Source organism: Methylotenera sp. N17 (assembly GCF_000799155.1).
In the GTDB taxonomy this organism is placed as follows: Bacteria; Pseudomonadota; Gammaproteobacteria; order Burkholderiales; family Methylophilaceae; genus Methylophilus.
This window is the reverse complement of the sequence record NZ_JUGE01000001.1, coordinates 870,886-888,175: the sequence shown is the minus strand read 5'-3', so window position 1 is coordinate 888,175 and position 17,290 is coordinate 870,886. Positions and strand designations below refer to the sequence as shown.

The following is a 17,290-nucleotide window of genomic DNA, read 5'->3' as shown; positions in this document are numbered from 1 at the left end:
AAGAAATGAATCTGACCGTACTTATACCATTGCTTGCACGTAATGGTAAATATAGAGCATTAAAATAGCGATGGGTAATGCAGGTATCACGCCATCAATCCTATCCAAAATACCGCCGTGCCCAGGTAAAAGCTGCCCACTGTCTTTGATGTTGGCTTGCCGTTTAAACATGGACTCAAACAAATCACCGTACACCCCCAACACAGCCACAACCCACAGTCCGGGCAAGATAACCCAAGGCTGGTGCGCGTTAGACAAGATGAGCAACAACGCAAACAAACTCACCGCAGCAAGCGCACCGAGGACACCTTCCCAAGTTTTACCAGGACTAATGCTGGGTGCCAGCTTGTGTTTGCCAAACCGTTTACCCGCAAAATAAGCCGCGCTATCCGCAATCCAGATGGTCGAGATAATAATCAGCAACAACCACGGATCCACTCTCTTTGCGCAAACCAAGGCCATCCACAGGCTACCTAATAATAGCCAGCCAATCCCTACATTAATGATTTTGTTTCGGCAAACCAAGCCTTTGGCTAGCCAGATAGGCACCAACACTACCCAAAATAGCGCAGCAACTGCGAATACGGTTAAAGCATGAAAGAAAAACAAATGAAAGTTAAGTGTCATCTGCCAAATTGCAAATGACGCTAAAATCAATGATGTGAGTAGATAAAGGCGGGTTTGATTGACATTCAGACCAATTAATTGCGCCCATTCATTTAATGCCAATAGCGTCAATACCAGCATCAGCCAAGACCAAATGACATCGTCTAAATAAAAAAGTGCCGGAATGAAACAGGCAAGCAGTGCCAATGCTGTCAAAATGCGGGTTTTAAGCATCGACCGAACTACTTGTTAACTGCTCGCTAGTGCGCCCAAAACGACGCTCACGTTGCTGATAGGATTGCACTGCCTGAAGAAATGCCTGGTCGTCAAAGTCTGGCCACAGCACGTCTGTGAAATAGAACTCGGTATATGCCAATTGCCAAAGCAGGAAGTTAGAAATACGCGTCTCACCGCCAGTACGGATAAATAAATCTGGCTCTGGTGCATAATGCATGGAGAGTGCTTCAGCAATATCACTTTCAACAAATTGCCCTGCCTTTTCAGGATGCGCAAGCTGCATCTTATTCACTGCTTGCAGAATATCCCAACGCCCACCATAGTTGGCCGCAATGGTCAGCGTAAGGCCTGTGTTATTCGCGGTGAGCTGCTCTGCGACACGAATCTGCTCAATCAATCCGCTACCAAACTTTGCGCTATCCCCGATTAAAATCAAACGAATATTATTGTCATGTAATTTGACCACTTCACGCTTGAGCGCATCCATAAACAGCCCCATCAAAAATGAGACCTCTTCTTCTGGTCTACGCCAGTTTTCACTGCTAAACGCAAATAAGGTGAGGTACTTTACATTCAGTTCAGCACATTTTTTTACTAACGTGCGTACGGTTTCTACACCGCGCTTATGGCCGGCAACTCTCGGCAGAAAGCGCTTACGCGCCCAACGCCCATTACCATCCATAATCACGGCTACATGATTAGGAATGTCTCCACTAATAGGAATGGTTTGTGTGCTGCTTGAGAAAAAACCCAATTATTTAACCCTGATTAATTAGCTTTTGGCATAAATGCTTTATGCAACTATAACAATGATGGCGGTGGTTATACTGCCATCAAATCTGCTTCTTTCACTTGCAGCAGTTTATCCACTTCAATCACCGATTTATCCGTCATCTTTTGCACTTCATCCTGTGCGCGACGTTCATCATCTTCTGAAATGGCTTTATCTTTTACCAACTTTTTCAAGGCATCATTTGCATCACGACGCACATTGCGAATCGCCACTTTGGCATTTTCACCTTCGGTACGTACGATTTTAGTCAAATCACGGCGGCGCTCTTCGGTGAGCATTGGCATCGGCACACGAATCACATCGCCATTAGTCGCCGGATTCAAGCCCAAATCACAATCACGAATGGCTTTTTCCACTTTGGCCATCATGTTTTTTTCGTAAGGCTGTACGTTAATCGTACGCGCATCGCCCAGATTCACATTGGCTACTTGGTTCACGGCCACCATAGATCCATAGTACTCCACCATCACGTGATCCAACAAACCGGTATGTGCACGACCAGTACGCACTTTGGCCAAATCGTTTTTTAAAGCCTCAATCGACTTTTGCATCTTCTGCTCAGCAGATTTTTTTACATCATCTAACATGTCATTACTCCAACAATTTTCTTAACGCACTATTGCATATTAAAGCACTATTAAAGTACTACGCGTGTGCCTTCATTTTCACCCATCACCACGCGCTTTAAAGCGCCTGGTTTAAAAATACTAAATACTGAGATTGGCATCTTTTGATCACGACACAACGTCAATGCTGTCGCATCCATCACTTTAAGGTTTTTTTGAATCGCCTCATCAAAGGTGACTGTCTCGTAGCGTTTTGCGTCTGGATTTTTCTTCGGATCATCCGTGTAAATACCATCGACCTTAGTCGCTTTTAACACGATTTCTGCATCAATTTCCATGCCGCGCAACGCTGCAGCGGTATCGGTGGTAAAGAAGGGGTTGCCGGTACCAGCACCAAAAATGACTACGCGCCCTTCTTCTAAATAGCGAATGGCTTTGCCGCGAATATAGGGCTCAGCCACTGCTTCAATATTCAACGCACTTTGTACGCGTGCTGGAATGCCCGCATGCTTCATGGCATCTTGCAATGCCAATGCATTCATTACAGTGGCCAGCATGCCCATATAGTCGGCTGTCGCTCTATCCATACCGCTGGCTGCTGGCGCTACACCACGAAAGATATTACCGCCACCAATGACTACACCTACTTCTACGCCCAAATCCACCACTTCTTTGACTTGCGCAACAATTGCCGCAATGGTGATGCGGTTGATTCCATAGGCATCATCCCCCATCAAAGCCTCGCCTGAAAGTTTAAGTAAAATGCGCTTAAAGGCAGGTTTATCCATATTATTCCTTAATTTAAAATTTTGCTTATTTAATCACAAACCACCTTGTTTGCCTAAACTTTTAAGCGGTGATTAGGTGCTGCAAGCCAAAAAAAAGTGAGCTTGACGTTAGTCAAACTCACCTCTTTAACACCACCAAACAAACAGTAGCGCTACAATGCTTTTAATTACACCTTAGCTGCAGCAGCCACCTCAGCAGCGTAGTCCACTACTGCTTTTTCAATGCCTTCACCTACAGTATACATAGTGAAAGAAGCCACTGAAGCATTTTTGGATTTCAACAATTGTTCGATCGACAATTTATCATCTTTAACAAATGTTTGACTCAATAATGTCACTTCTTTCAGGAATTTCTGCACTGTACCGTCTGCAATTTTCTCTAGCATCGCTTCTGGTTTGCCGGCTTCTTTTGCTTTTTCAATCGCAACACGACGCTCTGTCTCGATCAACGCTGCATCCACACCTGACGCATCCAATGATTTTGGTTTTGCAGCAGCAATGTGCATCGCAATGTCTTTACCCAAGGCTTCATCACCGCCCACCAAATCCACCAACACGCCAATTTTGCTGCCATGCACGTAGCTGATTAATTTACCTTGTGCTTCCGTACGCACAAAACGACGTGGCGTGATGTTCTCGCCAATTTTACCCACCAATTGTGCACGCGCTTCTTCAGCTGTTGCGCCGCGCATAGGTAAAGTAGCTACCGCCTCAATATTGGCTGGGCTATTGCTATTAACCACTTGTGCAAGCTCAGCCACAAATTTCAAGAAATCTTCATTTTTTGCACAGAAGTCTGTTTCAGAGTTCACTTCAATCAATGTGCCTGTTTTGCCATCAGCGCTGATATTAATACCTACCGTACCTTCAGCTGCAACGCGGCCAGCAGCTTTGCTGGCTTTGTTACCAAAACGTACGCGCAAAATTTCTTCAGCACGCGTCATATCGCCTTCAGCTTCAGTCAATGCTTTTTTGCAATCCATCATGGGCGCATCTGTACGCTCACGCAATTCTTTTACCATACCTGCGGTAATCTCAGCCATCTTAAACTCCTAATCTAAATTGATGATTCAATGTTTATATTCATTATTTGAGAATACAAAAAGGGGCTATGCGCCCCTTTTGATTAAAAAGCAATTACTCCGCAGCTGCTTCAGCTACTTCAACAAACTCTTCTTCTTTTGCTGATTTAATGATCTCTGTAATCGCGTTAGCACGGCCTTCTAATACTGCATCCGCAATACCACGTGCATATAAACGAATCGCACGGCTTGAGTCATCATTGCCAGGAATAATGTAAGTCACGCCATCAGGTGAGTTATTTGTATCCACAACGCCAATCACCGGAATGCCCAATTTTTGCGCTTCAGTAATCGCACCGCTCTCATGACCTACGTCAATGATAAAAATCGCATCTGGCAAGCCACCCATCTCTTTAATACCACCGATAGAGCGCTCTAACTTCTCCACTTCACGCTTATAGCCTAAAGCTTCTTTTTTACCAAATTTTTCCAAGCTACCGTCTTGCAACATCGCTTCGTAGTCAGTCAAGCGTTTAATAGATTGCTTCACTGTTTTGAAGTTAGTTAACATACCACCTAACCAACGGTGGTTCACATATGCACAACCTGCACGCGCAGCTTCTTCTTTTACGATGTCACGTGCTTGACGTTTTGTACCAACGAATAAAATACGACCTTTGTTAGCTGCCAATGTACGCACATATTTAAGTGCATCTTCAAACATTGGCAATGTTTTTTCAAGGTTAACGATATGAATTTTGTTACGATCACCAAAAATGTACTCGGCCATTTTTGGATTCCAATAACGGGTTTGATGGCCAAAGTGAACACCGGCCTCTAGCATTTGACGCATGGTTACTGACATACTATTCTCACTCTCAAAGGGTTATGAATTCACACAACGCTAAAAACACCCTCAAAATCAAGCAGTTAAATACCACTCGTTATGTTTAGGCACCCTAGATTAGGCTGTGTGTAGATTTAAAAACACATTTCTATTGAAATGCGAAGGCAGAATATTACCACTAAGCAATTGAATTTGCTAGTTTTAGATTACGTAAATCACGCTAAAATCTGCTGCCAATGACTATTCGGCAGATACGTTGGGCGCACCAATTAAATGCATCACACGACTCACGTCCACATGGAGCAAATCGGCAATCTCTTTGTAATCGTCCGGCAGCGCTGCATCATCCCAACCGTTGGCAGTATGTCGCGCCAAATTGACTGCTAAGCGTACGTTCTTCACACGTTGCGCGTCAGCTTTATCTTCATCCATCAACTCCGTCAGCAATGGTGGTAAACCAAACGCCTCCACCAGCGATTTTTGCAGGTCCATCAACTTAAATGTCAGCACCTGTAGTTGCACATCCGTGCTACGCAATTGCCGATCCTGCTGCTGCTTTTGATGAATTTCAAGCATTTTCTCCGGCGCGAAACACCACATCAACATTTCTGCCAAATCACGCAATAGTGCGGCTAGGCGTACATCTTCAGCATGCAAGTCTTTTAAATAGGCAGCCCATTCAATTGCATAGTGCGATGCGCGATGCGCACGCTTAATGAGCTTTAGCAAATGAGTGAGCGCAATCACTCGCGTACCAATGACTGATTCTACAGTTGGCTCGGGCAAAATATGATTAAAAAACGTGCTGGTGCCCAGCATAATCACAGCCTGCTCCACCTGCACCAAGTCTTGTAATTGCTGCCGACCTTTATGGCGTTGTGCATAAGTAAGTACCTTAAACACCATCATGGGATCTTTTAGTACAGCTAGCGTAATATCACGTGCGCTAGTATTGTCTTCGTCGGCTTTCAGGGTAGCGATATCTCTAGCGGTTTGTCTTAGTACCGGAATATCAGCGGTTTGAAAAAACGCAATCCAGTCAGCTACCGTGCTGCTGCTTAACGCTTGCTCAAGTGTATTCATACACATCTCCTATGTTCGCCTAATAGGGTACCCGAGACGCTGATAGTCAGATTGCACGATTAAACGTGTTTTTACCGGCTATTTTATTAAATGGCGTTACTTAAACTTGCTCATGTTAAAATGTGTGTTGATTAATCATTTTTTATCGATCATGGCTATTACAATTAACAATGCTGAAGACATCGCACAGATGCGGATTGCCGGCAAACTTGCCTCAGAAGTCCTAGACTATATTACTCCCTTTGTTGTACACGGTGTCACCACCGAAAAGCTGGATCAGCTTTGCCATGATTACATCGTCAACGTACAACAAGCGATTCCGGCACCACTCAACTATGCGCCAGATGGTCACACACCATATCCAAAATCAATTTGCACCTCGGTCAACCATCAGATTTGCCACGGCGTACCTGGCGACAAAGTGCTGAAAAATGGTGACATTGTGAATATTGATATTACCGTGATTAAAAATGGCTACCACGGTGACACCAGCCGTATGTTTCAGATTGGCGAGACCTCAATCCAAGCCAAGCGTTTATGCGATTTAACCTATCAGGCTATGTGGCTAGGTATTCAGCAAGTAAAACCACAAGCGACTTTGGGCGACATTGGTTACGCCATACAAAGTTTTGCCGAGAAAAATGGATTTAGTGTCGTCCGCGAGTTCTGCGGGCACGGCATCGGAAAGAAATTCCACACCGAGCCACAAGTGCTGCATTATGGGCGCCCCGGTGCCGGCTTAAAGCTACAGGCAGGCATGATTTTTACCATTGAGCCTATGATTAATGCTGGCAAGCGCGACATTAAACAATTGCCGGATGGCTGGACTATTGTCACCAAAGATCGCAGCCTATCTGCGCAATGGGAACACACGGTGCTTGTGACCGAAACCGGGTATGAAGTACTCACGGTTTCTGCCGGCTCTCCGGCTAGCCCTCTGCCTGCCTAAATGACAGCAAGCAAAGAAGCCGTTTTAAATTGGCGTCAGTCACTAAAGACTGAGCATGCCAACTTAGAATCGCAATTTTTTAGCCACCAGAACACGCCCCGTTTACTCAAAAAACTCAGCCACAGCATTGATCATCTACTGGCAGAGGTGTGGCAGCAGCTTCAGCTTCACCCAGACATCTGCCTGATTGCCGTCGGTGGCTATGGGCGTCAAACGCTTTTCCCATACTCAGATATTGATTTGCTGATTTTGCAGCCAGAAGATACTGAACAAGATCAGCAAGCAAAGATTGAAAGTTTAATTGGCATTTTGTGGGATATTGGTTTAAACGTTGGGCATAGCGTGCGCACCCATGCCGAATGCTTGGAGGAAGCGCAGCGCGATGTCACGATTCTGACTAACTTAATTGAATCGCGCCTGATTATCGGCCCACAAAAGCAGTTTCAATTATTTCAGGTAGAGGTGAATAACACCTTGGCCCCCGCCTCTTTCCTGGAAAAGAAATTAAAAGAACAACAAAACCGTCACGCAAAATTTAATGATACCGCTTATAACTTGGAGCCGAATTTAAAAGAAAGCCCAGGCGGATTACGTGATTTAAATATGATTCTATGGATTGCGCAAAGCCAAGGCTGGGGCAAAACATGGGCAGAACTACGCAAAAATAACATCATCTCTGACAAAGAACTGCGTCAAATTAAGCGGCATGAACTTAACTTACAAACGCTACGCGTACGCTTGCATTACTTAGCAAAACGCAGAGAAGACCGCTTATTATTTGATTTTCAGAATGAGTTGGCTGCTGATTTAGGCTTTGTCACCACGCCACATAAACGCGCCAGCGAGCAGCTGATGCACCGCTATTACCAAAGCGTTAAATACATCAGTTTAATGAATGAGATTTTGCTTAAAACATTTCAAGAAAACTTAGCGAACTCGCCTGCCCGCATCACAGAAATCAATCGTCATTTTTATGTGCAGCATGGATTACTCCATGCCAATATTGCCCATATTTTCCAGCTTAACCCTGCTGCTATTTTTGAGAGCTTTTTACTGCTGCAGCAGCATCAGAGCATCCAAGGGTTTGGCGCCGACCTGATCCGTGAGTTACAACGGGTTAAAAAATCGATCAACCACGATTTTCGACAATCCAGCGTGCACAAAGCGCTGTTTCTGGAAATCCTATCGCAGCCAGATGGCGTCAACCGTGCCTTGCGTAACATGAATCGCTATGGCGTGTTAGGGCAATATATTCCTGTGTTTGGCAAAATCATCGGGCAAATGCAACATGATTTATTTCATGTGTATACGGTGGATGAGCACATCTTAAATGTGTTACGTAATTTACGTCGCTTTGCCAAACCAGAGTTAGCACATGAGTTTCCACTGTGCAGCAAATTATTCGCGCATTTTGACAAGCCTTATCTGCTCTATCTCGCCGCTCTATTTCATGACATCGCCAAAGGACGTGGTGGAGACCATTCGGATTTAGGCACCATAGATGCCAGACGCTTTTGTAAGTTACATGGCCTGCAAAAAGCCGAAACAGAGCTCGTGGCGTGGCTGGTACAAGCCCACTTAAAAATGTCCAGCACGGCACAAAAGTCTGATTTATCTGACCCTAAAGTGATTGAGCAGTTTGCACAATTTGTGAAAGACGAATACCGACTGACCGCGCTATATTTGCTTACGGTTGCCGATATCCGTGGCACCAGCCCAGTAGTTTGGAATGCATGGAAAGCGCGACTGCTTGAAAGTCTGTACTTTTCAACCACTCACATACTACGCGCAGAGCACAAAGACTCTTTAACGCAAATTGAGATACGTAAACAAGAAGTCAGCAAAAAGCTGGCGAGTTTTAATCTCTCTCAAAGTTCTGCTGCCCCACTTTGGGAAAGTTTTGGTGAGCAATACTTTACCCGGTTTGATAGTGATGAAATTGCATGGCAAAGCCGCTTATTGATGCCACATAAGAACACGTTGGTGCCCATTGTACGGGCCAGATTAAGCCCGAAAGGTGACGGCATTCAAGTAATGATCTATGCAAAAGACCGCAATGATATTTTTGCGCGCATTTGCCACTTCTTCGATAGCATGCACTACAACATTGCGCAGGCCAAAATTTTTACTACGCAACACGGATATGCATTAGACAATTTTATTGTTTTAGAACAATCCACTAAACAAGTAAGTTACAGTGGTTTGTTAAATCATATCGAGGCCACATTAACCGCAGAACTCATTCAAAATGGCATGCTAGAGAAGCCGATTCAGGGTAGGATGAACCGGCAAGTCAAACACATGCCGATCAATACGCAGGTGCAAATTTTTTCCGATAGCCACAACCAGTACCATCAACTGGAAATCATTGCCAATGACCGGCCGGGTTTGTTGGCGCAAATGGCACAGATTCTTTTAAGTTGCCATATTGAGTTGCGTAACGCAAACATCAACACATTGGGCAATCGTGTTGAGGATCACTTCTTGATCTCTGCCCCACATGGTAAAAAACTCAACGTTGAAGCCATCAAAAACTTAGAAGCTGCGTTCTCACAACTGTAATCAAGCTCAACAACCACTTCAGTGCTAGCCATGTAGCAGTCACTCAAAATGATAGTGTTTTTTAAGCGGCTGCTTGACGTGCCAAGTGCAGTCTAATCCCGCTTCAAATGTGACTAAATCTCCTACGCCAAAACTCACAGGCGCGCCATTTGTTGGTGTTACCGTCACTTCACCCTGCAAAATGTAAGCGACTTCCTTCGAGCTATAGGACCATGGAAACGTAGACACTTCCTTCGTCCAAATAGGCCAGCGAGACACGCCCAACGCATCTAGTTTTGCTTGATCCGGTTTTTCTACATGTATTGTTGCCATGCTTCACTCCCCTCATGGTAGAAATAAAAAAGCCTTGAAATCTCAAGGCTTATTTTATGCTTTCAACACACAATTGCAATTAAGAATGTTTGTAGTGTTTTTTCAATGTTTTCACTACTTCCCATTGTGATTTCAAACCTTTTGGGAATACAACAAAATCACCGGCTTTAATGACCACTTTTTCGCCACCTTGTGGTGTCACGTGGAATTCTCCTTCTAACACATAAGCGCTTTCAGTCATGCTGAAATCCAGTGGGAATTTTGATGGCTCGCAATCCCAGATAGACCAGCTAGAAACGCCTAGCTCTTTCAATTTTTCTTGAGATGGATTGTGATCGATAATAATTTGACTCATGTTAAATCCTTTACCTAACTTAACCGTTAAATGAAAATGCCGCTAGCAAGCGGCATCGTAAAATATGGCGGAAGAGGTGAGATTCGAACTCACGGAGGGCGTGAACCCTCGACAGTTTTCAAGACTGTAGCATTAAACCGCTCTGCCACTCTTCCAAATAAAACATTATCGCTTTTTAGACTATTGATTAGACAGTCTGAAGACCGCAGCATGCACATATTACAACCTTGCGTGCTACCGCCCTTCCGCGAAAGACGGCATTATAGCAAAGAATTAGTCGTCTTGAATATCCTGATTTGGAAAAAGTACGTCAGTAAAGCCAAATTTTGTTAAATCTTGAATGCGCATGGGGTACAAAATACCATCCAAGTGGTCACACTCGTGTTGCACTACGCGCGCATGAAAACCTGAAACCAACCGATCGATACTGTTTCCGTATTGATCAAACCCGGTGTAATGTAGGCGTTCGTACCTAGGCACCACCCCTCTAAAGCCTGGAACAGACAAGCACCCTTCCCAACCATCCTCTTGCTCGCCACCTACCGGAGTAAGTGCTGGATTAATCAACACCGTATAGGGCACCTGTTCAGCATCCGGATAACGTGGGTTACTACCCACGCCGAAAATCACTACACGTAAACTCACACCAATTTGTGGCGCAGCAATGCCTGCGCCATTCATATGCGCCATGGTATCTTGCATGTCTTGAATCAACGCATGCAGCTCTGGCGTGTCAAATTGCGTGACCGCAGCTGCTTTTTGCAGCAGTATCGGGTCACCCATTCTAAGCACAGTTCTAATAGCCATATTGACTTATCGCTCCTTGGCAATTTGTTCAATGAGACGCATGACTTTCAACATGGTTTGATTCAGCAGTGGGATGACGCCTTCGAACTGAATGCCATTCACGCTATCTCCACGTCCAGCAGCATAATTGGCCACAGGGCATACTGCGGCATATGCCACGCCTAGCTCACGTGCCAGCGCAGCCTCTGGCATGCCAGTCATACCGACAATGGTGGCACCATCCCGCTCCAATCGATTAATCTCAGCGGCAGTCTCTAAGCGCGGCCCCTGCACACAGGCATACACCCCTTCTTCAATTAACGGTTGTGCAATGTTTTGTGCTGCGCGTAAACATTTTTGACGCATTTCTGCGGAATATGGTTCGGTAAAATCAATGTGCTTTACTGGCAATTCAATGCCATCGTGGTAGGTATTTCTACGGCCGTGGGTGTAATCAATGATTTGATTCGGTAGCACGATGTCTGCCGGACGCAGCTGCAAATGGATACCGCCTACTGTAGCTACGGCCAATAACTCGCATACACCTACAGAATGTAATGCCCAAATATTGGCGCGGTAATTCACCGCATGTGGCGGTATGGTATGCCCACCGCCGTGCCTAGCAAGAAACACCACTTCTACGCCATCTACATCACCAAATACCAACGGTTGTGATGGCTCGCCATAGGGCGTACGCGCAATCAGGCGCCGATGAATATTTAAATTGGCCAGCTCGGTTAAGCCTGTTCCACCAATGATTCCTAACATAACTGCCTTCTTTCGATAATTTTGATTATTGTAACGTATGCACTTAATAGTAGTGCATGCTGAGGCGACGATTAATTTATGGCATACTTTACGCCTCATGAACGCCAACCCTCATACACCTGCACCCTTACACCAACACTCGGCCATTGCGCAAGCAAGCTTACAGCATGCGCAGCAGCATTATGAGAACTTTCCAGTGGCATCCGTGTTATTACCCAAGCGTTATCGCGCGGCGGTTGCGATGATTTACAGCTTTGCTCGTCAGGCCGATGACTTTGCTGATGAAGGGGACATTGCCCCAGCACAACGATTAGAGAACCTGCAACGCTTTAGAGATGAGCTAGAGCTGATACAGGCCTATATTCATCCCAATACTGATTTCTTTATCGCGTTACAGCAAACAATCCAAACGCACCGTTTACCACTCAAGCCTTTTTTCGATCTGCTGGATGCTTTTAGTCAAGACGTCACCAAAACACGTTATGCCAATTTTACTGAGGTCATTGATTATTGCCAGCGCTCGGCTAACCCAGTGGGCAATCTGCTAATGCATTTATATGGCCAAGCCACACCCGAGAAGCTACAACAATCAGATGACATTTGTACCGCGTTACAACTCATCAACTTTTATCAGGATATTGCAATCGACTTTGATAAAAATGAAGGTAAGCGCCGCATTTATTTATGCCAAGACGAGATGCAAGCTGCAGGTATTGACGAATCAAGTATTGCGGACAAACAGGTCAATGCCCAATGGCAATCTTTCATGCAAATGAACATTGGCCGTGCCGAACAATTATTAACACGTGGCAAACCTTTAGGCAAACAATTGCCCGGGCGCTTAGGCCTTGAATTACGCATGATCATCGCCGGCGGTGAACGTATCATCAGCAAATTAAAAGCGTGCAATGGCGATATTTTTTATCATCGCCCTCAATTAAATATGGGGGATTGGGTTATCATTTTGCTAAAAGCACTGGTCCAACGATAACACCAAGCCCAACGATGACACCACTCGAATACTGCAAACAAAAAACCGCCGAGAGCGGTTCTAGCTTTACGCTTAGTTTTATTTTTCTACCCAAAGCAAAGCGAGAGGCCATGACAGCGCTCTATGCATTTTGCCGCGAGGTCGACGATGTGGTGGATGAATGCACCGATTATCAAGTCGCTCAGACCAAGCTCAACTGGTGGAAAACTGAAATCCAGCGTTTATTTCTCAAGCAAGCGCAGCATCCGGTCACCAAAGCACTTACCCCTATTGTGCAGCAATATCAATTGGCAGAAGAGCACTTTCAGGAAATTATTGATGGCATGGAGATGGATTTAAAATTCAATCGCTATGAAGATTTCAAACAACTTCAGCTCTACTGCTATCGCGTGGCCAGTGTCGTAGGCTTGCTTTCTGCACAGATTTTTGGCTTCCAACATCGCAAAACGCTTAAATATGCACATGATTTAGGCATGGCGTTTCAGCTTACCAATATTATTAGAGATGTTGGCGAGGATGCACGTAGAGGCCGTATTTACTTGCCGTTGGATGAACTGGCAAAAGCGGGCGTGACTGAGGAAGACATTTTACAAGGCCACGAAACTGAGGCAGTCAAAACCTTAATGGCATTTCAAATCGAGCGTGCTGAGACTTTTTATGACAAAGCACTCAACGAGCTACCCAAAGAAGATACCAAGCAACAACGTACAGGCTTAATGATGGCTGCCATCTACCGCACGTTATTACGTGAAATTAAAGCTGAGCCAGAAAAAGTACTCAATCACAAAACCTCTCTGCCCCCATTCCGAAAATTTAGGCTAGCCTTACATACTTACTTCAAATATGCCTAAGCGTTCAATTGCCATTATTGGTGGCGGTGTTGCAGGGTTGGCCGCGGCAGTGACTTTAGCAAACGCGGATGCAAATGTGACCGTATTTGAAACCAACAGCCAATTGGGTGGGCGGGCGAAAGGCATTCAATATCAAGGCCTTCCTTTAGACAATGGTCAACACATTCTGTTGGGGGCTTATCGTGAAACTTTGCGATTACTCAAGCTGACCCACGCTCCGCTACATCAAACGATTCAACGTATCCCACTCGCACTCTCGGTGCTTGACCTTGCGCAGCAACGCTATTTTCGCTTAAAAGCCCCAACCTATTTGCCCGCACCACTACATATATTGGCGGGCCTACTCACTGCGCAAGGCTTATCACTGCGTGACAAATGGTGTGCGTTACGCATGATGGTGTGGATGAAATGGCATGCATTTACAGTGCCTCAAGATGAGACTTTAGCCGCATTTTTGTCTCGCCAACATCAAACTAAAACGCTGATTCAATCATTGTGGGAGCCCTTGTGCTTGGCTGCGTTAAACACACCGTTGCAGCAAGCCAGCGCACAAGTATTCTTAAACGTGTTGCGCGATAGCTTTAATCAGAAAACGCATGATGCAGATGTCTTATTGGCTAAAACAGATTTAACCACGCTACTGAGTGCACCGTGGGCGGATTTTGTTACTCAGCAAAGTGGCCGTATTCTCACCAGTACAACAGTGAAAGCCATTCGCCAAACAGAACATGGTTACGCACTCACCACGCAAGAAGAGGAGCTTGTATTTAGCCACGTCATGATTGCAACGGGGCCGCATCAAGTGAAGTATTTGACTAAGACGCTTCCATTACTGAATCAAGCAACTGAACAGTTTGCTTACCAGCCTATCACTACAGTCTATTTGCAATACAACAAGACCACCCGCTTATCGCAGTCCATGCTAGGCATGGTCAATAGCACATCACAATGGGTATTTGATCGGGGCCAAGTGTGTGGTCAAGATGGCTTATTGGCAGTTGTCATCAGCGCGCATGCCGATTTAGAGATGGATCAGACTACACTCGCCGAGACTATCCATACAGAATTGACACAAGCGATTCCACAGCTTGAGAAACCAATATGGCATAAAGTGGTGACTGAAAAGCGCGCTACATTTAGTTGTGATGTCAATCTAGCCCGCCCAAATCATCAGACAGCTTATCCCAATCTATACCTTGCTGGTGACTATACCGCTGGCGACTATCCAGCCACAATTGAGGGCGCAGTACGTAGTGGAATTGCTGCTGCCAATTTGATATTGCAAGATAACTAGCTTGCGAAGGCTAAATACGAGAACCAGGTTACAAAAATTAGTGTTGCCGAATCACTTGCAAGGCTTGCTCTAAACGATCAATCGCAATCACTTCCATACCCGCAATCTTGGTTTTTGGCGCATTGGCTTTTGGCACAATCGCTTGCGTAAAGCCTAGCTTCGCTGCCTCTTTCAATCGTACCTGACCACCTGTCACAGGTCGCACTTCACCCGCCAACCCAACCTCACCAAATACTATAAGTTTATCGTTTAATGGTTTGTTTTTTAAGGAAGAAACGATGGATAACAATACAGCCAAATCCACTGCAGGCTCACTAATTTTCACACCACCTACAGCATTAATAAATACGTCTTGATCAAAACATGCGACGCCTGCATGGCGATGCAGCACGGCTAATAACATGGCTAAACGATTTTGCTCTAAGCCTACACACAAGCGTTTTGGGCTGGGCGCGTGGCTTTCGTCCACTAGCGCCTGCACTTCAATCAATAACGGACGTGTTCCTTCCATGGTGACTGTAATACAGCTACCCGCGACTTGGCTTTCATGATGCGATAAAAACAATGCGGAAGGATTGGCTACTTCACGCAGACCCTTTTCCGTCATAGCAAACACGCCTAATTCATTCACCGCACCAAAGCGGTTTTTAAAGGCGCGAATCAATCTGAATGACGAGTTCTGGTCGCCCTCAAAATACAGTACGGTGTCGACAATATGTTCCAGCACACGCGGCCCTGCCAAAGCACCCTCTTTAGTCACGTGCCCCACCAATATCACCGTGATACCTAATTGCTTGGCCAGACGCGTCAATTGCGCTGAGCATTCACGCACTTGTGCTACCGAGCCAGGTGCAGATTGTAGCGCTTCAGAATAGACGGTTTGAATAGAGTCGATGACTGCAATATTGGGTTTGTGGGTTTGTAGCGTGGCGAGAATTTTCTCTAAGTTAATTTCAGCCAGCAAGTCCAACTCTGAAGCGTCTAACCCCAAGCGGTGTGCACGCATGGCAATTTGCTGCGGGGACTCTTCACCACTGACATAAATAGCCTTGCTATTGCGCCCAAGGTGGCACAACGTCTGTAACAGTAATGTCGATTTACCAATGCCAGGGTCGCCACCAATTAAGATGACACCACCTTCCACCAAGCCCCCTCCTAACACGCGATCAAACTCGCTAATCCCAGTCGGGATGCGTGCGATTTCAGCGGCTTGAACCGTCGAAAGCTTTTGTAACTGACCTGTGGTCGCCAGCCCTTCAAACTTATTGGCATAGCGGTTAGTAGAGGTACTCGTCTCAGCTACACTTTCGACCAGCGTATTCCAAGCATTGCAACTTGGGCATTGGCCCTGCCATTTCGGCTCGGCTGCACCGCATTCGGTACAGGTGTACACCGATTTTACTTTGGCCATCAATCTACAACTTTCATTGGCACTCTGGGTGCAACGGCGCATAACAACTCATAACCTACGGTACCTGAAGCTTCGGCTACAGCATCCACGGCAACCGTATTGCCCCATAGCTCCACTGGGGAACCAATGAGCGCATCTGGGATAGATGTGATATCACAGAACAACATATCCATCGATACACGACCCAAGGTTTGGGTCAATTTACCATTCACCGCGATGGGCGTACCGTTTGGTGCATGCCTTGGGTAGCCATCCGCATAACCACACGCCACAATGCCAATACGCGTAGGCTGTGTTGCCGTAAATCGTTGTCCGTAACCTACACTCTCCCCCGCCGCTAGCGTTTGCGTTGCAATGAGTTGGCTCATGAACTGCATGGCCGGCTTCAGATTGAAATACTCAACAGGCGTGCCGCTGACAGGGCTTGCACCATATAACATAATGCCTGGGCGCACCCAATCTGCATGGGTTTCTTTGTAGCGCAAAATACTGGCTGAATTGGCCACAGATTGTGCATTTGGCAATTGTTTGACCACAGAGTGAAATGTATGGAGAGGCTTCTCTACGCCCGCTGCTTCATCCGCAGTCGCAAAATGCGTCATCAAGGTGATGTCCGACACATTGACGCAGGTTTGTAATTCGCTATACGCTTGCAAATAGGCATCTGGCTGAAAACCTAAGCGATTCATGCCAGTATTCATTTTCAGGTGCACATGCATCGGTGCAATCAAGCTTGTCTGTTGTAGCATTGCGATTTGTGGCTGGCAATGTACGACCACGTCAACATGGTATGACGCTGCAATATTCAACTCGCGCGCATCAAATACACCCTCTAATAACAAAATAGTCTGCGTAAAGCCTGCTTCGCGTAAATCAATGGCTTCATTCAAGCCCAGCACGGCAAACCCATCCGCATCGTTTAAACCATGTGCCACGTTAAACAAGCCATGACCGTAGCCATTGGCTTTCACCACGGCCATGACCTTGGAATCAGGCGCGAGTTGCCTAACCACATTTAGATTATGGGCGAGCGCCTGCTGGGATACTGTGGCTAAAATAGGACGCAATT

Annotated in this window: 18 protein-coding genes and 1 tRNA gene; 5 read left to right on the top strand and 14 right to left on the bottom strand. The window is 45.8% G+C overall.

Features of this window, described 5'->3' with window-relative positions:
* Window positions 1-21: 21 nt before the first annotated feature.
* The 7 genes from FG11_RS04275 to FG11_RS04245 all read right to left on the bottom strand — a co-directional run bounded on the left by FG11_RS04275 (window position 22) and on the right by FG11_RS04245 (window position 5,942).
* Window positions 22-840, bottom strand: coding sequence for a phosphatidate cytidylyltransferase (locus FG11_RS04275; protein ID WP_047533346.1), 819 nt, complete (start codon window positions 838-840; stop codon window positions 22-24).
* The gene (locus tag FG11_RS04270) at window positions 833-1,597 is read right to left on the bottom strand and encodes an isoprenyl transferase (protein ID WP_047533343.1); all 765 of its coding nucleotides are present in this window, start codon (window positions 1,595-1,597) and stop codon (window positions 833-835) included. The genes FG11_RS04275 and FG11_RS04270 overlap by 8 nt, the downstream gene beginning before the upstream one ends.
* A 68-nt stretch (window positions 1,598-1,665) precedes the next feature.
* Entirely contained in the window at window positions 1,666-2,223 is a 558-nt protein-coding gene (gene frr, locus FG11_RS04265; RefSeq protein ID WP_020181855.1) for a ribosome recycling factor, read from the bottom strand.
* Window positions 2,224-2,273: 50 nt separating this feature from the next.
* A complete protein-coding gene (pyrH, locus tag FG11_RS04260; RefSeq protein ID WP_020181854.1) occupies window positions 2,274-2,990 on the bottom strand; it encodes a UMP kinase in 717 nt (238 codons plus the stop codon).
* Between the two features lie 167 nt (window positions 2,991-3,157).
* A complete protein-coding gene (gene tsf, locus FG11_RS04255; RefSeq protein WP_020181853.1) occupies window positions 3,158-4,033 on the bottom strand; it encodes a translation elongation factor Ts in 876 nt (291 codons plus the stop codon).
* Between the two features lie 94 nt (window positions 4,034-4,127).
* Window positions 4,128-4,877 (bottom strand): 30S ribosomal protein S2, encoded by a 750-nt coding sequence (rpsB, locus tag FG11_RS04250; protein WP_020181852.1) that lies wholly within the window; start codon window positions 4,875-4,877, stop codon window positions 4,128-4,130.
* A gap of 222 nt (window positions 4,878-5,099) precedes the next feature.
* Complete coding sequence (locus FG11_RS04245; RefSeq protein WP_020181851.1) at window positions 5,100-5,942, bottom strand: HDOD domain-containing protein; 843 nt, start codon at window positions 5,940-5,942, stop codon at window positions 5,100-5,102.
* Between the two features lie 58 nt (window positions 5,943-6,000).
* Between FG11_RS04245 and map the strand changes: the two genes are divergently transcribed.
* Window positions 6,001-6,891, top strand: a complete 891-nt coding sequence (map, locus tag FG11_RS04240; protein ID WP_268747041.1) for a type I methionyl aminopeptidase — start codon at window positions 6,001-6,003, stop codon at window positions 6,889-6,891.
* Window positions 6,892-9,453, top strand: a complete 2,562-nt coding sequence (locus tag FG11_RS04235; protein ID WP_047533341.1) for a [protein-PII] uridylyltransferase — start codon at window positions 6,892-6,894, stop codon at window positions 9,451-9,453.
* A gap of 39 nt (window positions 9,454-9,492) precedes the next feature.
* Here FG11_RS04235 and FG11_RS04230 read toward each other — a convergent pair whose 3' ends face one another.
* The 5 genes from FG11_RS04230 to FG11_RS04210 all read right to left on the bottom strand — a co-directional run bounded on the left by FG11_RS04230 (window position 9,493) and on the right by FG11_RS04210 (window position 11,674).
* A complete protein-coding gene (locus FG11_RS04230; protein WP_020181848.1) occupies window positions 9,493-9,765 on the bottom strand; it encodes a cupin domain-containing protein in 273 nt (90 codons plus the stop codon).
* A gap of 79 nt (window positions 9,766-9,844) precedes the next feature.
* A complete protein-coding gene (locus FG11_RS04225; RefSeq protein WP_020181847.1) occupies window positions 9,845-10,120 on the bottom strand; it encodes a cupin domain-containing protein in 276 nt (91 codons plus the stop codon).
* Window positions 10,121-10,185: 65 nt separating this feature from the next.
* Window positions 10,186-10,275, bottom strand: a tRNA-Ser gene (locus FG11_RS04220).
* 118 nt (window positions 10,276-10,393) lie between these two features.
* A complete protein-coding gene (gene def, locus FG11_RS04215) occupies window positions 10,394-10,927 on the bottom strand; it encodes a peptide deformylase (RefSeq protein ID WP_047533339.1) in 534 nt (177 codons plus the stop codon).
* A gap of 6 nt (window positions 10,928-10,933) precedes the next feature.
* On the bottom strand, window positions 10,934-11,674 hold the full coding sequence (locus FG11_RS04210; protein ID WP_047533337.1) for an S-methyl-5'-thioinosine phosphorylase: 741 nt from the start codon (window positions 11,672-11,674) through the stop codon (window positions 10,934-10,936).
* Window positions 11,675-11,711: 37 nt separating this feature from the next.
* Here FG11_RS04210 and hpnC point away from each other — a divergent pair, with 37 nt between their 5' ends.
* From hpnC to hpnE, 3 genes are read left to right on the top strand one after another with little or no spacing between them, the layout of a single operon-like run.
* Window positions 11,712-12,665 carry a squalene synthase HpnC gene (gene hpnC, locus FG11_RS04205; RefSeq protein ID WP_235276334.1) on the top strand — a complete coding sequence of 318 codons (954 nt, stop codon included), beginning with the start codon at window positions 11,712-11,714 and terminating at the stop codon, window positions 12,663-12,665.
* A 14-nt stretch (window positions 12,666-12,679) separates the two neighbouring features.
* The gene (gene hpnD / locus FG11_RS04200) at window positions 12,680-13,516 is read left to right on the top strand and encodes a presqualene diphosphate synthase HpnD (protein ID WP_047533334.1); all 837 of its coding nucleotides are present in this window, start codon (window positions 12,680-12,682) and stop codon (window positions 13,514-13,516) included.
* Window positions 13,509-14,810 carry a hydroxysqualene dehydroxylase HpnE gene (gene hpnE, locus FG11_RS04195; RefSeq protein WP_047533332.1) on the top strand — a complete coding sequence of 434 codons (1,302 nt, stop codon included), beginning with the start codon at window positions 13,509-13,511 and terminating at the stop codon, window positions 14,808-14,810. Before hpnD ends, hpnE begins: the two co-directional genes overlap by 8 nt.
* 37 nt (window positions 14,811-14,847) lie before the next feature.
* On the opposite strand, the gene radA is transcribed toward hpnE, so the two are convergent.
* On the bottom strand, window positions 14,848-16,221 hold the full coding sequence (gene radA, locus FG11_RS04190; protein ID WP_047533329.1) for a DNA repair protein RadA: 1,374 nt from the start codon (window positions 16,219-16,221) through the stop codon (window positions 14,848-14,850).
* Window positions 16,221-17,288 carry an alanine racemase gene (alr, locus tag FG11_RS04185; RefSeq protein ID WP_047533326.1) on the bottom strand — a complete coding sequence of 356 codons (1,068 nt, stop codon included), beginning with the start codon at window positions 17,286-17,288 and terminating at the stop codon, window positions 16,221-16,223. Before alr ends, radA begins: the two co-directional genes overlap by 1 nt.
* Window positions 17,289-17,290 lie beyond the last annotated feature (2 nt).

Coding starts and splice junctions, on each gene's coding strand:
- FG11_RS04230 (WP_020181848.1), bottom strand. CDS start 9,765: ATGGCAACAATACATGTAGAAAAACCGGATCAAGCAAAACTAGATGCG.
- hpnE (WP_047533332.1), top strand. CDS start 13,509: ATGCCTAAGCGTTCAATTGCCATTATTGGTGGCGGTGTTGCAGGGTTG.
- hpnC (WP_235276334.1), top strand. CDS start 11,712: ATGCACTTAATAGTAGTGCATGCTGAGGCGACGATTAATTTATGGCAT.
- def (WP_047533339.1), bottom strand. CDS start 10,927: ATGGCTATTAGAACTGTGCTTAGAATGGGTGACCCGATACTGCTGCAA.
- FG11_RS04225 (WP_020181847.1), bottom strand. CDS start 10,120: ATGAGTCAAATTATTATCGATCACAATCCATCTCAAGAAAAATTGAAA.
- FG11_RS04210 (WP_047533337.1), bottom strand. CDS start 11,674: ATGTTAGGAATCATTGGTGGAACAGGCTTAACCGAGCTGGCCAATTTA.
- hpnD (WP_047533334.1), top strand. CDS start 12,680: ATGACACCACTCGAATACTGCAAACAAAAAACCGCCGAGAGCGGTTCT.
- tsf (WP_020181853.1), bottom strand. CDS start 4,033: ATGGCTGAGATTACCGCAGGTATGGTAAAAGAATTGCGTGAGCGTACA.
- FG11_RS04275 (WP_047533346.1), bottom strand. CDS start 840: ATGCTTAAAACCCGCATTTTGACAGCATTGGCACTGCTTGCCTGTTTC.
- FG11_RS04245 (WP_020181851.1), bottom strand. CDS start 5,942: ATGAATACACTTGAGCAAGCGTTAAGCAGCAGCACGGTAGCTGACTGG.
- FG11_RS04235 (WP_047533341.1), top strand. CDS start 6,892: ATGACAGCAAGCAAAGAAGCCGTTTTAAATTGGCGTCAGTCACTAAAG.
- rpsB (WP_020181852.1), bottom strand. CDS start 4,877: ATGTCAGTAACCATGCGTCAAATGCTAGAGGCCGGTGTTCACTTTGGC.
- radA (WP_047533329.1), bottom strand. CDS start 16,221: ATGGCCAAAGTAAAATCGGTGTACACCTGTACCGAATGCGGTGCAGCC.
- pyrH (WP_020181854.1), bottom strand. CDS start 2,990: ATGGATAAACCTGCCTTTAAGCGCATTTTACTTAAACTTTCAGGCGAG.
- frr (WP_020181855.1), bottom strand. CDS start 2,223: ATGTTAGATGATGTAAAAAAATCTGCTGAGCAGAAGATGCAAAAGTCG.